Raw genomic sequence first — 15,932 nt, forward strand, 5'->3', positions numbered from 1 at the left:
CTTTCACGTGCTGACGGTGGGAGCCGGCACCTCTTCAAGAATCTCCTCAATGAGGCTTTCTTGGGTGATGCCGTCGAAAATGGCTTCGGGGACCAGCATGATGCGGTGGGCAAGTATGGGCGTCGCAAGATCGTTGACGTCGTCTGGCACTACATAGTCGCGGCCGTCAGCGGCGGCCCAGATACGGGCGCAGCGTGCCAACGCAAGAGCGCCTCGCATTGAGGAGCCTATGGAGATACTTTCGTGATGGCGGGTCGCTTCGACCAGACGCACAATGTATTCGTGGATGGCGTCGTCGATGTAAATGCCAGCAGTCATGAGGCGCAATTGCAGCACGTCATGGCTGGTGAGCACCGGGGAGACGGTTTGTGCGCGGTCGGGGATGTCGATTTGTTTGAGTATGTCGATAGACACCTGTTGGCTCGGGTATCCGATCGAGGTTCTGATAAGAAAGCGATCCATCTGGGCTTCGGGCAGCTTGTAGGTGCCGAGCTGATCGACCGGATTCTGCGTGGCGATGACGATGAACGGTTGAGGCACGTTATAGGTGGTGCCGTCCACGGTGACTTGCTGCTCTTCCATAACCTCCAACAGGGCGGATTGGGTTTTCGGCGAAGCGCGGTTGATTTCGTCAGCCAATACGAGAGATGCAAAGATCGGCCCTTTGCGGAACTCGAACTCGTGGTGCTCCTGATCGTATATAGTCACACCCACTACGTCCGAAGGCAGCAGGTCTGGCGTGAATTGGATGCGCTTGAAGCTGGCGTCGATGGAATTGGCCAAAGCCCGTGCCAGCTGGGTTTTACCAGTGCCGGGATTGTCTTCAAGCAGCACATGTCCACCGGCCAGTAATGCGGTGACGCATTGTTTGATCGGTGTGGTCTTACCAGCCACTGCAATGGCGATGTTCTCGACCAGCGCATTGAATGACTGCTGAAAATAATGTATGTCGGGTGTTGCTTGGGCGGCAGTCTGAGCGAATGTTCCAGCATGAGAGGTTTTCGGACGCTGGGTTGCATGCGATATTGGCTTGAACTGTTGAAGACTGATATTCGTGTCGTCACGAGGGGCTTGGTGCTCTAACTCGGGTGGATAGAGAGTTTGTGCCAATTGGGTGTCGTCCGGCAGATATACGGCATGCGATATCCGAGTGGCGTCTGAAAGATATGTGGCGTCATCGATGGTGGGGTTCATGGTGTTCTCCTGTGGGGTAGTGGATTGAGTGAAGTCAGTGGACGTGAATGTGGCCGTAGCTGTGGCGGGTTTGGCATCGCGTGAGGGAATAAGAGTGGCTGTGACGGTGATCTCGTCAGCACTGTCTTTCTGATTGGATATATCGAAGCCAACAGTGCCGCCGGAACATCCGATGGTGTCTGCTGCGGCCCCGCTCAACTCGATGCGCTCGCACCCGGCGTTGCGATTATTACCCGGCGTGATTGTTACTGCTGGTATGTCGTCATCGGCAAGCTCAATGGATGGAGCATCGGGGTCACCCCAGATGGCCTTGGGTTCTGAAGTCCCGGATTCCGGGCTCCGGCCAGCTCTGTTATGTGCTTTGACCGTAGCCGTTACCAGGGTCCCGTCGGAGATGCTGTCGTTGTTGAAGATGAAGGATAGTTTGGTCGTTGTATTTCCGGTCTCTTTGGTCTGCAATACGCCCACGCCGCTGACCGTCACCATGTAATTGTCAACCTCACTGAAATCGCCATCTATCGGGCTCCAGGTGATGGCAGCTCTGGCATTGCCTCCTTCCACAGTGACATTCACGGGAGCTGTGGGAGTCTTGTCTGGAATGGCGGTGACGGCTGCGGAGGCCGCCGACCAGCCGACATCGTTGCGGGCGGAGAGAGTGAAAGAATATATCCTGCCGTTCTTCAAACCAGTGATTCGGCATCTGGTGGACGTGCCACAGGATTGCTCTCCGTTGCTGGCGCCGCTCCATCTCACCCGGTAGTCGGTAATGGGGCTGCCGTTGGCCGCACCTGCTGACCAATTAAGTGTCACCACACCATCCTGCGGGTCGCCGGCTATGGGAAAGAGCAGCGGAGCATCAGGCTTGTCGACTATGGAAAGGGTGATGGTGCCGGTGACTTCGCGTGCTGTGGCCGTAGTGCCGTCCCGCACGGTGACGAGCACCATGTTTGAAGAAGCTCCGATGTTGGGCGAGGCGCTGATGGTGATGGCTGTTGAAGAGCAGCTGGTTATCGTGATTTTCGCTGTGTCATCGGCTTGACATGCGGTAACGGTCAGTGGGGAATCAGGGAACGGATTGTAAGCGTTCTCCAACGGATTCACTGAGCCGGAGGAGCCGGCTTTGAGCTGCAATGTTGCGGCTGCAAGTCGTGCCAGTGGACGAGTGGATTCCACCACGCGAACCATCACGCCGGCATGCACCGTGCCCTTGCCGTATGTGATGTGCACGGGAATAGAGGCGGTGGCTCCGGCGGGCGCATTTTTGGATGCCGAGATATGCAGCTTGCCTGAGCTGGACAACGAGGACAAGATATGCTCCGAAGAGGTTCCGCCTGAGGAATAGACGTATCGTTTCTCGTCGTCATGGAGCCCTGGAGGCGTGTGGGTCAGTGCGGTCAGATCAATGGTTTTCGGTTCAGCGCCGGCCTCGATGTCAATGGTGGGTGAAGAAAAGGTGGGCGGTGGTGTTGTTCTGCCAAGTACCGTGATCGGCAGAGTGACCACGGCTGTATTGATGATTGCGGAGGCGTCGGGCCGGTTTCCATCCGTCACGGTGAAGGTGATTGAAGCTGGGCCGGCATAGTCTTTGATGGCGGTGAATTTCAGAGTTTTGCCATCGACGCGGAAATCGGTGTTGGACGCTTTGGTGGCGGTGATGGAATCGGCGCTTTCGAGGTACGGTTCTTTTCCGGCGCCTACACGCACATAGTCGTTGATATTGATGTGAACGGTCTGGCGCGCGTTGACTATGATTTCCGGTACCTTGGGGCGCAGCATGGGTGGAAACACGCCATATGCCGGCACATGAATAAAAGCAGTGGACGTGACATGGTGCGTGGTGTTGGTCACCGTATACGGCACGGCTCTCGCCTGCGAGGTCAAATCAACGGTGACGATGGTGGATGCGCTGCCTTCTCCGACTCTCGCATGGTCGGTGGCTGAGGGATGTATGGCCACTTCCAGTTCGCTGGCCGTGCCTGAAGGATTGGCGATCCATGGCGAGACGTCCACGTCCACGGATTGCTTGTCGATGGTGTCGGCGGCCGGCACGCGGCAGTCATAGGCGGCAGGTGGCTCGATGGGAGCGCTTGGATCTACGTTGACGGTGAGCGTGGCGGTATCTGCCAGTCCGGCCGTGTTGTACGCGGTATACGCGATATGTGCGGTGGTGGCATGCTCGGGTGTGGTGAATAGCAGCATATTGTTTTCCACCATCACATCGTCGATTCCCTGCGCTTCAACCGTCGTGCCGATGGTCAAATCGGTGTTGTCCGCGGAGATGTCGTTGAGCGTTACCGGCACGCTGGCTGATGTATTGGGCCGTAGTGTGATGTCGTCATCGCGCGCATGGACGCTGGATTCCGATGCGCCCTGGAACACGCCCACCCGAATCTGTGCCTGCGCTCGCTGCCCGGTCCAATCCTCCACGGCATAGGAGAATATGTCGGTTCCGCAAGAGTCCGGATATGCCTCGTAAACCAGATAGTCGGAGCCGACTTCGGCAATGCGCCCTAGTTCCGGCGCTGTGTTGCCCAATCCCAGCAGCTGGTCATCGTCGCCATCCACGTCGATGCCGGTCAGCGTGATGGGAATGCGTACGGTTTGGCCTGCGGCCACTTGTGCTTCAGTGTTGTGCGGTGTGGGTGCGGCCTTGTTTCCAGCTTGGCTTTCATGCACGGTGATGATGACGATGCCGGATGCCGCATTGCCTGTATGGTCTTCAACGGTGTAGGTGACGGGGAAGACCCCCGTTTGGCTGGATGCCTGATATCGCACGATGCTGCCAGACGTGAACACCAGACCCGCGAAGGTGCTTTCGTCGTATTGCAGATTGTCTTTGAGCGTGATCGTAGTGCTGTCGGAGTATGTCACATGGTTAAGTACGTCTACTGATACGATGCCGCCAGTACGTACCTGGATGTTGATGTCACCTGCTGTGGGCGTGGAGCTTTCCGCCGCCAACGCCGGTGGATGCAACACAATGGTGCCTGTGGCGGTGCCAGCCGCATTGGCCACGTTGTAACGAATGGGAATGGGTTTGGACGGCACTTGGTGTGCTGTGACATACACGCGTTTATGGTCCACCAATCCGGCTTTGATGCCGGAGTCGGAAGGAACGTCCACCGAGGTTACGGATAGCACGCCACCCATAGGGTCGATGTCATTTGACAGAGGCTCCACAATCGCCGTATTGTCAGTGCCCAGCAGCGCCACATCGTTGGCCGCCACCGGTTTGGCTGTTGCTTTGGTTACGGGGTGCACATCCACGCGAGCCAAACCGGTGGCCGGTATCGAGCCTTGGAGTATGGTGTACGGCACATAGTAGGTGCCGGGTTTGGATGCCGTGAATGCAATGGACAAATCGGACGGGTGAGCGATTGTGGAAGCGCCGGACAGCGTATTCACATGGCTCAGCTGTATTGGCTGCGTGGAGGTGCCATGCACATAGGGCTTGAGCTCGATGACGGTATCCGTATCCGGGGTGGTGGCCACGGCTATTGGATCGATGACCGCGGGCAAGGTGTTCGCCGGTTTGACGGAGAAATACATGAACCCGGTGCCGGTGGTCATGCCGTCTGAGACGGTGATCTCCACTCCCACGCGGCCGGAGGTCATATCGCCGGCATTGAAGGTGATTTTGCCATCAGGCCGGGTGAAAACCTGCGCCTTATCGGTGTATTGCACGACTGCGGAAACCAAGGTAAGAGGATCCCCATCGGGATCAACGAAGCTGCCAAGCGCATTGGCGACGTAACTGGCCCCCTGCTCCACATTGATTTCAGATGGGGTGTCGGATTGCAACGGTGTATGGTTGTCTCCATCGTGCAGCGTTACCGTGACGTTGGCGGTCGAGGTCTGGCCCCGACCGTCGGAGATATCGTAGGCGAACGTTACGGTTCCGGCCGATGCTGCGGAAGCATCAAGCTGCAGATACCGCCCGGCATAGATTGGCGAGACGGTGACGTCGCCTCCTTGGGGCGCGCCTACTCTGATGATGTTCAATACCGAGCAGTCGGTCTGTTCGTCATTGCGCAATACATCAAGAATCTGCTCGGATCCAGCGCGAGCTCCGAATGCATCATCCTCGGCTTTGATGTCACCGGATTGCTCGGAGCAGGTTTCCGAGAAATCCTGATGGTTGGTGGCGGAATCCTCGTTCCGCTGGGTACTGTCATGGTGCTGCGTCTGAATCTGGTTCCATTGCATGGCGATGACCGCAGTGCTGTCATCTGGATTCCAGACATTGCCCTCGATCACATCGTTAAGCACCGCAACCCGATGATTGGTGCGGAACACCAGTTCAGAGGTGGCGTGTATCGATTCAAGCGTTTGGAATGCGATATGTGCACTATCGGGAGTACAGGTTCTGATGTAATTGCGAGCCTGTTGGCTCCATGCCGCGTATATGCACCCATTCACGGAAACCGGACGAGCCGCCTGGCTCGTGCCGCCAGTCAAGTGGAATATCGGTTTGGCGGTGGAAGAAAGTCGTACTATTGCGAGCCCGCGTGGAGATGAGGCTGCCACCCAATCGTTCTGATTGCCGTCAACGGGCGGACTCTGGAGCGTGAGTGTATCTGAGGCTTCGATGGTGGTCTGCCCGGAGGCGTGAATGATGGTATTGCCCGATGAGATTACTGGAACGCCGCCGATGACGGTGAAGCTATCGGCTGCTCGCGGCTGCCCATCCGTCAAGGATTCAAGCTGCTTGATCTGGGAACTATTTGGGCTGTCCAACCGAAATACCACGCCGTCACGGGGGCGGTATCCATAGACCGCTCCATCGTGGGTGACTACGATGCGGCCTCCTGTGCCGAGTCTCATGCGCGGGCTATCGACGGAAGGCGACACCGCATCGAGTTCGTCGGACGATCCGACCCATACGTTGCCGGTGTTCTCGTTGATAAAGGCAACGGTGCTTCCGCCTACTGAGGCAGTGGTATGTGCCTTGAGGCTGGTCTGCATACTGGTACTGAGCGTGGAAGATGCAATGGCTGAAGCCTTGGTGGGCTCGGCCAAAATGGTGGTGCCGTTATGCTGTGCGATGTCGAATCGGGGTGAAGACGAGACGACACTTGCATCAGCCTCACGGTTCTTGACGTTGAAACGGGCGGCTTTCTGATTGGCGAGCGACGTGACCCATACGGTGCCGTCATCCAGTTGCACATGATGACGTGTGACGATGCTGATCATGACCGCCCCGGCAATCAGCACGGTGAGTATGAGCAGCGTGAATGCAGGAACCGCCCACGTGTAGTTGTCGGAGGGCGGATGGCCGTGCCTGTCATTCCTGATGCGATGAAAGTCAGTATGCGATTGGGATGACGTGCCCATGATTCTCCCTTGAATCCTTTCCATTGCGTGCTGCCCCATTGCAGCTGCTATATGCGAGACTCACCTGAATGGTGGTGGATCCGGTGATGCTATCCATGCGTGGCAGCACGGCACAGACAAACACCAGACACACGGTGACCGCTGTGGTCGCAACCCCGGCCGCGATAATGGTTGGTTTGACCCACCGGCGCTGGGTCCGCTCGTTATGAAGGTCGGGTTCTCGAGGGCGGCGTAGATGAGCAATCTCCTTGGGATATGGCGGTACGCCATCAACCGTAAGAGGTGTGATCCGGCCGAAGAACGCATGCTGGGCGTGCTGCATGGCTCGCGCGAATTCGAGCGCGGAATAATACCGCAGATCAGGATTCTTGGCGAGGGACTTGCGCAGTATCTGTTCGATGTTCGTCGGCACGTCGGCACGGTTGATGCGGGGCAGCGGTTGGTCGAGAATCAGACGAATCAACTCTGATTGCGTGTGCGGATGATATTCATGTTGATAGGGTGAGCAGCCGACGAGTAGCGCGTATAGTGTGGCTCCCAATGAATAGATATCCGCTCGTTCGGCTCCATTGCCCATATGCAGCAGCACTTCGGGAGGTGCCCAAGGAGGGGAACATCCGGTTTCGGTGTGGTCATACGCGTCAGTGGATATGCCGAAATCACTCAGTGCCGGCAGGCCTTGCCCGGTGATAAGAATATTGCTGGGCTTGATATCGTGGTGAATGATGTTGCTGCGGTGGGCGGTACCGAGCGCTCCAGCCAATTTGATTCCTAAGTCCAATACCTGAGCACATGTCAAGGAACGGGATTTCATCAAAGGTTCGTAAGTACCGCCTGGCGCATATTCGAGAATCATATAGCCGTGACCGTCGGCGGTGACGTCGGCGTGATACAACGTCAGAATGTAGGGATGCTCAGAGAGCCGGACCATGGCGGCGTTTTCCCGATGGAACTGGGCGGCAATGCCACAGTCCAATGTCTGATTGCTGACCTTTACCGCCACTGGATGAGCGGACGTATGTAGGCGGTATAGGTACACCGTTGCGGTGGTGCCTGTGCCAAGTGTCCGCACGAAATCGTATCCCGACAGGCGCGGCGGTGCATGCGAAATGATAGCCATGAGAGCCCCCCCAAAAAAATTATCCTCGTTGATACAGTTCCCCAACTTGTGTGATCGAGAATACCGTTAAGGATACCGGCCAATTGAATATGCCGGTACATATCTTCCGTTTGTTTCCACGCGGGCTAATCTTGAACGTATGACTACGCAATGGAACCCAGACGAACTGTTGGACGGCATCGCCCAAGACGGCAAGGCGAGGCTGGTAACAGGTGCGCCCGGAGCCGGTAAAACTGAGTTTGCTTTGTCCGTACTCACGGCAGGGCTTCGACGTTTTGGCGGCGCCGGGGCGGTGATGGTCGTGTCCGGTCGTGTCGTCGCGGATTTGCTGGGCAATCGAGTGATTCGTGACATGGGCTCGTCTGTACAGGCCAGGCCGGTCACCACGTTGGGGGCTGTGGCTTTTCGTGTGATTGCGGCATCCAGGGCCGCATCTGGATTGCCCTTGCCAAGATTGCTGAATGGTGCCGAACAGGATGCACTGCTGCGGCAGGTGATGGCCGTGCATATGGCGCATGCTGCTGCTGGCGACGATTGCGCAATCTGTGCGTTGCTTAGGGAATACTTTGCCCAAGCCGATTGGGCCAGTCTGGTGCAGGATGCCGATGGAGCAGTGCCCGGAGGTTCGACCAGCGCCGATGTCTTCGCCCGTGGAATTTCAGACGCGTTCATCGCCCAGCTGCGTGATATGTTGGCGCGCTTGGATGAACTGGGCGTGAATCCTTCTGGGGAGGCCGCCTTGTTGGCGGACGTTGCGCAGGATGCGCGTCTGCTGGTGCAGTGGCGCTTGGCGTTTGCCTTGCGTAGAGAATATATCGCCGCGCAGAGTGCGGCATCTGAGGGGCAATACCGTTTGGATGCCTCATATCTGCTGGTGGCGGGCGCTCGGGAAATACATGATGCTATGGCAAGCGGCCGTTCGGAGGAACAATCCGATTCGTGGTTGGCATCACGAGGATTGCCTCAGCTGCTGGTTGTGGATGATGCCCAAGACATCACCCTGGCCGGCATGAGGTTCCTTGAAGAGCTGAATCACGCCGGTACTGCCATAGTGCTGGTGGGAAACCCGGACGAGGCGGTGCAGACCTTCCGCGGTTCGTACCCCGAATACCTGATGAGGCAAGCGGTGACGGGGCCGATGCAGGCCGTGGAGATGACATTGCCCAGCGCGGATTCCGCAAGCGGTGAGACTTATGCCTCGCTGGTCGCCTCTCGCGTATCCCTATCGATTCCTTCCGAAGAGGACGAGCCGTTGCCTCTTGCTCGTAGGCCTGGCAAGCTGGTGTCCGCGCTGGATACCGGTGCTGATATCCCCTCGGATGATGGCACTGTGCAGACTGGATTGTATCGTTCCGCGCGCGAAGAGCTTGACGATGTGGTGTGGCGCATGAAGCGCGCACATCTCGATCACCATATCCAGTGGAATGATATGGTCGTCATCGCTCATGACAATGCCACTGTGCGTACATACGGGGAGCGGCTGAGGCGCGATGGCGTGCCTGTCCGATACTCGTCGGTTACCCGCCCGCTGAACAGTGAATCGTTCGTACAGGGGCTGTTCGCCTTGATTGAGTTGGCCCGGTTGCGCGCTGAAGGTGTAGCCTCCTGCACCATGAGTCTCGCCGAGACCGCTTCCTATGTTCGTACACGAGTGTCCACGGTGATGAACGGGCCGTTGGTGACGGCTGGGGCCAAACCCGGGCAAGGGCGGCCTGCACGGTTGGCGCCAATCGAATCCGCCATGGCGGCATTGGAATCCCTGGCGCCGATAGCGGGGGATAAGGCGTCATTGCATGGGCTGATTTCCTCGTGGGAGACGTTGCGAGAATCGTCCGTTGACGGTCATGAGCGGGTTGTCGTAGACGATAGCATTATCGGTTTTAGCGCTGATGCCGATTTGGCATTCGGTGCCGATGCGCTGTATGTGATGCTTGCCTTTGACGATGCGCAGGCTCCTGCCGAGAATGTATTGGACGCTATCACCGCAGTGCTTGGCGCCGACCCGCAGGCTCGCGCCTTCACGAATCTATGGACGCTGGTCGGCAAGATATCTCGGGGGTTGAGCAATTTGCCTCCGGAGCAGCGTAGCAGGCCAAGTTATGCGCTCGCCGTTGCGTGGAATGCCGCGGCAATCGCACCTGTATGGCAGAAATTGGCATTGGCGAACACACCAGATGGGCGTGCGGCCAATGACCGACTTGATGTTGCTATGAGGCTGTTCCAATTCGCTGAAGATTCCACCGCCAGTCGGGACATTATGGGGTTCATAGCGCAGGTGCGTGCCATGCAGGTACAGGCCGATTCGCTGGCTCATATTGGGCCAGTGGAAAATGCAGTGACGTTGACCACTCCGGCTGGTACTGCAGGGCGGCATTGGCAGTATGCCTGGTTGCCGTCTCTTCAACAGGATGTATGGCCCAATCTTGCCGGCCGCAACACCATGTTCGGTGGTGAGGATCTGGCGGAACTCGTGTTGCGAGGCACCTTGAACACCGCCGATGCCGCTGGCCATGATCCCCAATTCATTGCGGTGCTATCCAGTGAGAAGAAAAGTTTCCTGGTGGCGTTGACCAGAGCGTGCCGTTCCGTTACCGTCAGTGCCGTATGGAACGACGACCTCAGCCCATCGGACTTCCTGTTCGGATATATGCCGGAATACTATCCGCGGGATAAGCAGCGGGCACGGTTTACGGACGTGGGGGAGCAGACCAGCGAATCAGGGCTTGATTTATCTGGATTGGATGGCGACCCACGCGGATTGGTGACCGCAGCGCGCGTGATTGTGGCGACTTCGGAACCTGACTCGAGCGAAGCTCGTGATGCGGCTGAAACGCTCGCAGTGTTGGCTGAAAATGGCATAGCCGCCGCTAATCCTGACAACTGGGCGTTCGCCTCGGCCTTATCAAGACGAGACACATCGTCTGCCGTATCGCCCGCGTCTGGCAGCAAGCAGACGGAAGATGATGAGCGTACGTCAGGCGATGATCACGCACCTCTCGTTACGTTATCACCTTCGGCGGTGGACGGTCTCTGGGCTTGCCCGGTGTGCTGGCTGTTGGAGCACCAATTTGCAGGGCCTCAACCCGGCTCGGTGAACGCAGGATTCGGCACCCTTATCCACGCGGTCGCACAGCAGGGCAGCGAAGAGGGACTGGATCGTCTCGACTCCGATGAGTCGGCACGCAATGCCATGGGGATAAGCGATGCGTCATCAGTGCAGCAGCGCATCGAAGCCGTGACCAAGCGCATGATTGCCATCTATCAGGAACAGCGCCCGGATCCCGAATCGATCGCGGATACTCGGGAACGCTACACCGCCAAGCGCAAAGATGACTCCGCCGCCGATATCCTGGCCAACATCGCCAGCTATTTTGTGCTCAGCGGCACCAATACCGATGCCTATTTAGACAAGAATGTCGGCAAATTCGAGATTGGCACGTTGACCAAGGCCGATTGCGAATTGTCGTTCGCCGCGCGATTCGACCTGCATGACATTGTGGCTGCTTATAACGCATTGCCTGGTATGAGGCCAGTAGACCGCGATACCTTGGCCAGCATGATGGGCTTCCTAGTGGGCGGATGGCCGTCAGGTATGCGTAACGATCTGACCGTGCGCTTGTCCGGTCGCATCGATCGCATGGAAACCCGTATACTTGCGGATGGCAGTGAGAACATTCGCTTGATTGACTACAAAACCGGTGCGGCACCCACCGTCAAGCAGATATTCAACGACTTGCAGTTGGTGTGTTATCAGCTGGGGCTGGTCTTTCCCGAAGAGGGGCTGCGAGGGAGCGCAGCATTGGCTAATGCCCCTCGTATCGGGCAGAGCGCGCTATTCCATGTGGCATACAACGATGCGCCGGCCAGAAGCTATGCTCCGGAAGGCGTGTTCCAGCCGCCGCTCTTTACCAACGGGTCGCTGAATGCCGAGCCGTTCACCGACCGCGCATGGTATAAGGATCCCGCCAAATTCTTCGATATGCCGATACCGGATTCAGCTACGCCGCCTGCAGGCGTGGATACCGAGACCTGGAAGCAGTTCGTCTCGCTGACCGGCACCCAAGCATTGTGGTCGCTGACAATGATCGCCCGTGTATTCTACGCGGCCGCGGCCAGCCGGTCGTCCGTCATCAACGCCCACCCGCAGGCAACGCATGTGGCTTATTGCCGTATGACCGGCGTCTGCCCGGCCTGTGCAGGCAAGCTCGATACCGTGTTTGAAACGAGGCAGGCATGAGCGCTTTTATTCCCAGCGTAGAACAGGCGGCCATCATCAACGCTCCCGCTCAGGATGACGTACTGGTGGTGGCCGGAGCCGGCTCTGGCAAAACCTTTACGATGACCCAGCGCATCATCGCGCTCATCAACCGCGGTGTTGCGCCGGAACGCATACTGGGCCTCACCTTTACCCGCAAAGCTGCCGGAGAGTTGCTCGAGCGTGTATCCGCAGCGGTATCGCGCGAAGATTTTCCTGCAGCACAGGGCGCTCAGACTCCTGGCGCCTCAACTCCCAACTTCGACAGGGCGTTCCTGAAACCAGCCATTTTTACCTATGATGCCTTCTTCCAAACCATCGTGCGCCAATATGGTCTGTTGGTTGGTTTCGATCAGAATACTCAGCCACTCAGCGAGGCTGGAGCGCTCCAGCTCGCCACTGAAGTCATCGATGAGCATATGGATCAGGCTCTGAGCGAGGATTTGGGCGCATTCACCAGTCTTGCCAGAAGCGTGCTGGCATTATCCGGTGCAATCGGCAGTGCCATGATTGGTTCCGGCTGCACCGGATTCGACGAGGCTGTGGAACGCGTGCGTCAGTGGGACTCGGCTTTCGTCGACGCGCTTCGCCTCGCTCTTGAGAACGAGGACATTCCCGATATCGAGCCGACAATTCCCAAGATCAAGCGACTCAAAAAAGACAGCGACACCGATTGGCAGGCGAAGCTGGACGACAGGGCGCAGCGGTTGCATGCGCGCTGTGCCTACCATTGTGCACAACTGCTGGAAATCACGCGCAAGCGCGAAGTGCTGCTGCAATTGGTCGAGGCCTACGCACAAGCCAAACGCCAGAAGAACATGGCGGAATTCTCTGATTTCACCATTGCGGCATATCAGCTCATCGAGCGATTCCCCTCCATCGGAGAGCGTACGCGGTGTCGCTACAGTCATGTGCTGCTCGACGAATACCAGGACACCTCCACCACGCAGGCGGCACTGCTTGCCGCATTGTTCCATGTGAATAACTCCGAAAGGTGCGCGGTCAACGCTGTGGGCGATCCGTTCCAGTCCATCTATGCTTGGCGAGGAGCCAGCCCGGGTGCGTTCCGCATGTTCCAACATGACTTTCATATGCCAGCGGAGTCCAAGCCATTCCCTCTTTCGGTCACACGCCGTAACAGTCGCATCGTGCTTGAAGCGGCCAACGATCTGACGCTGCCGTTGCGTTCGCGCCCTGCCCGTCCCTCCAGTTCGTTGATGCGCGAGGTCGACGTATCCTCGCTTGACCCCATGCCTGACGCGCCTGAAGGCACGCTTGGTGTGCTGGGATTGGCCACTGCGGGGCAGGAAATCGATGCCGTAGTGCGCTTCTGCAAGGCCGCCATCGCGCGGTATCGCGATGCCGGGGCCGCGCAGGAGGCGCCGGTCGCCGTGCTGTTCCGGTCCAAATCCCATATGCCCGAGTATCAGGAGGCATTGGAGAAGGCCGGTCTCACCACGTTTGTGGTCGGATATTCCGCTCTGCTGGAGCGCCCAGAAATCCGCGATGTGCTGGCATTGCTGCACGTCGTTGCCGACCATACCGATACCGGAGCGTTGATGCGGTTGCTTGCCACTCCACGGTTCGGTCTTTCTTCGGATGACCTGACCGCACTGGCCTGCGCCGCCGAAGCGCAGAATATGGAGCAACGGTTCCGGGCTTTGGTGCAGGCCGGTGTGGCTCCTGCTGATACGCCGAGGTCGCAATGGGGTGCCGTGGTTCGCGAACATCGCGATCAGGTGGCCAATGCAGTGTTTTTGCCGGATCTGCTGATGCAGGATAATTCCAGTGTGAGGTTGGATCAGCTCAGTGCTTACGGTAGACATGCCGTCGAACAGGCTGTGGAGGCACTGCGTCAGGTGCACGATATGGTCGGCCGGTCAATCACAGATGTGATTCGTGCGGCCATCGAGGCGTTGAATCTCGATATCGATACCGTGCTTGCCGGTGCTTTGCGAGACCCGCAGCATCGTGTCAATCCATCGCTGGCCCGCATGCCCATGGACTCCATTGTGGATTTGGTGGACACCTATACGCAAGAGATCGCTGTTGAACAGACGCCCACATTACGTGGATTCATGGCATGGGTGGATCATCTTGCCACTGTGGAAGACGAGGCTGCCAAACTGCCTGGCTCTCCGGTGGATGTGGAATTGATGACCGTGCACCAATCCAAGGGATTGGAATGGGATGCGGTTGCCGTAGTGGGGCTTAATGCCGGAGGATTTCCCAGCAATCAGGGGGATCACCTCAAAGTCGTGCTGGATGACAACCATCCCGGTGGCACTGAACAAGGCCAATGGACAGCTCCCGAATACCACGAGAGCGCGGATTCGTGGTTGACCAGCCCTGTGGCCGTACCGGTGCCCGTACGAGCCGATGCCGGAATCCTGCCGCGATTCCCTCATGACGCCGATGTGCATGGCGATCCCATTGACTCGTTGCGGAATCTCGACGACGTGGAACTCATCGATGATGAGGTGTTCGGCTCCATGCGCGAATTCGGCGATGGCGTGGAAGAGGTGGATCCCCAAAGCTGGTACCTGACCCAGTCCGAGGAATATGGCCGCAGGCTGCACGCTGACGAACGCCGTTTGGCATACGTGGCGCTTACCCGCGCCCGCAACGACGCCTTGCTGACCTATTGCCGCTATACCGGCGAATCCAGCCGCGATTGCACGAACGTGCCGAAGGGGTCTCGCGCCGCAAGCCCGTCCAACTTCTGGCTTGAGGTGCATGACGCGTTGCATGGCCACGACCATGCAATCGAAGCTCAGGCATACGTGGAAGGTCTGGGATCCGAAGTGGCGCTGGTCTCGCCCCAGGGTGATCCCATTGATCCTCCCGAAGGCTTCATCGTGGGGGAGAACGCCGAACAGTACTGTGATGCTGTGGTTGGCGACGCATGGCGTACGCCGCTGGAACAGACCTCTGGCCGGAATGCATTGCCATGGCCGGCGTCATTGGGCGAAGACACCGCGGAACATCTGACCCGCGGTCTCGCCTTGGTGCGTAATGCCATCAACGGAAAGCGCAACGCAAAAGACGACGGCCACAACCCGGCCGGTCCATTGCTGCAACGTGCGCAATTGCTGGTCGATGACGACGATCTCATGACCGGCACATTGGAGGGTGCGGCACTCGACAGGGCCGTCAAAGCCAAAGCCCAGCGCATTCTGGCTGCGGGACGTCAGAACGTCACCAGCTTGCAGGCGCGGGTGGGTGGTATGAGCCAACAGGAGGAGCGCTCCTACTGGCGCAGCGTGATACGGCCCATCCCTCGCGTGTCCTCGCCGGCTGCCGAAGCGGGCACACGCTTCCACGACTGGGCCGAGCGTTTCATCAATGCCGGTAAGCCGGATGAGGCCGCATCGTCGGTTGATTCCAGCGCCGCCGAAATCATTACCACCGGCAATGGCGTATCCCGCAGCGACCTATTGGCCGACCTGAATGCCATCGACCAACAATCCGTACCGGCCTGCGACCGGAACCTCATGATATGGCAGCACCGTCTGGCCTCGTCTTCATGGGCGCAACGCACCCCGGTATGGGCCGAACGCTCAATCGTGGTGGATGTGCCGGAAGTCGGCATCGTGAACGGCAAATTGGACGCGGTGTTCCTCGGCGGAATCAATCCAGCCGATACCTCCAAACGGTACACCGTGGTCGATTGGAAAACCGGTCATCGGTCTACCAAGCCGGATGATGTGGAGCATAAACTCGCTCAGCTCGACATGTATCGGTTACTGCTCGCCACGGTCGAGGGCGTGGAATTGGACAGTATCGACGCCACTCTCTACTATGTCAGTGAGCCTGATGAAGGCTTGCGCGAGCTTCATGCCCGCGCGAAAACCAAACAGGAAATCCTTACCGAGTTGAGCTCCGGGATCCCCGAACAATCTGACAACGACTGAGTCGCAAGGCTCATGACCTGTACTCCAGCTGGCCGGCGTGACGAGCGCGTGCCCGACAGTGTGGGTCCGCGGTTGAAACGCGCCGCGTGACGTTGCTCGGGCACCGCTACCCTCG

General features: G+C 58.1%; 4 protein-coding genes. 2 read left to right on the plus strand and 2 right to left on the minus strand.

Annotated elements, in window-relative coordinates:
• Window positions 1–3: 3 nt before the first annotated feature.
• Together NBH12_RS04940 and NBH12_RS04945 are read right to left on the minus strand one after the other, a co-directional pair.
• Window positions 4–6,528, minus strand: coding sequence for an AAA family ATPase (locus NBH12_RS04940; protein ID WP_250819236.1), 6,525 nt, complete (start codon window positions 6,526–6,528; stop codon window positions 4–6).
• On the minus strand, window positions 6,500–7,648 hold the full coding sequence (locus NBH12_RS04945; RefSeq protein WP_065506886.1) for a serine/threonine-protein kinase: 1,149 nt from the start codon (window positions 7,646–7,648) through the stop codon (window positions 6,500–6,502). Before NBH12_RS04945 ends, NBH12_RS04940 begins: the two co-directional genes overlap by 29 nt.
• Window positions 7,649–7,787: 139 nt before the next feature.
• Here NBH12_RS04945 and NBH12_RS04950 point away from each other — a divergent pair, with 139 nt between their 5' ends.
• Both NBH12_RS04950 and NBH12_RS04955 read left to right on the plus strand, forming a co-directional pair.
• Window positions 7,788–11,885: a PD-(D/E)XK nuclease family protein gene (locus NBH12_RS04950; RefSeq protein WP_250819237.1), complete on the plus strand. Its 4,098-nt coding sequence runs from the start codon at window positions 7,788–7,790 to the stop codon at window positions 11,883–11,885.
• A complete protein-coding gene (locus tag NBH12_RS04955) occupies window positions 11,882–15,817 on the plus strand; it encodes a UvrD-helicase domain-containing protein (protein ID WP_250819238.1) in 3,936 nt (1,311 codons plus the stop codon). Before NBH12_RS04950 ends, NBH12_RS04955 begins: the two co-directional genes overlap by 4 nt.
• Window positions 15,818–15,932: the final 115 nt, after the last annotated feature.

The sequence above is a fragment of the Bifidobacterium sp. M3-N-101 genome, from assembly GCF_023656805.1.
In the GTDB taxonomy this organism is placed as follows: Bacteria; Actinomycetota; Actinomycetes; order Actinomycetales; family Bifidobacteriaceae; genus Bifidobacterium; species Bifidobacterium breve.

Coding starts and splice junctions, on each gene's coding strand:
- NBH12_RS04940 (WP_250819236.1), bottom strand. CDS start 6,528: ATGGGCACGTCATCCCAATCGCATACTGACTTTCATCGCATCAGGAAT.
- NBH12_RS04945 (WP_065506886.1), bottom strand. CDS start 7,648: ATGGCTATCATTTCGCATGCACCGCCGCGCCTGTCGGGATACGATTTC.
- NBH12_RS04950 (WP_250819237.1), top strand. CDS start 7,788: ATGACTACGCAATGGAACCCAGACGAACTGTTGGACGGCATCGCCCAA.
- NBH12_RS04955 (WP_250819238.1), top strand. CDS start 11,882: ATGAGCGCTTTTATTCCCAGCGTAGAACAGGCGGCCATCATCAACGCT.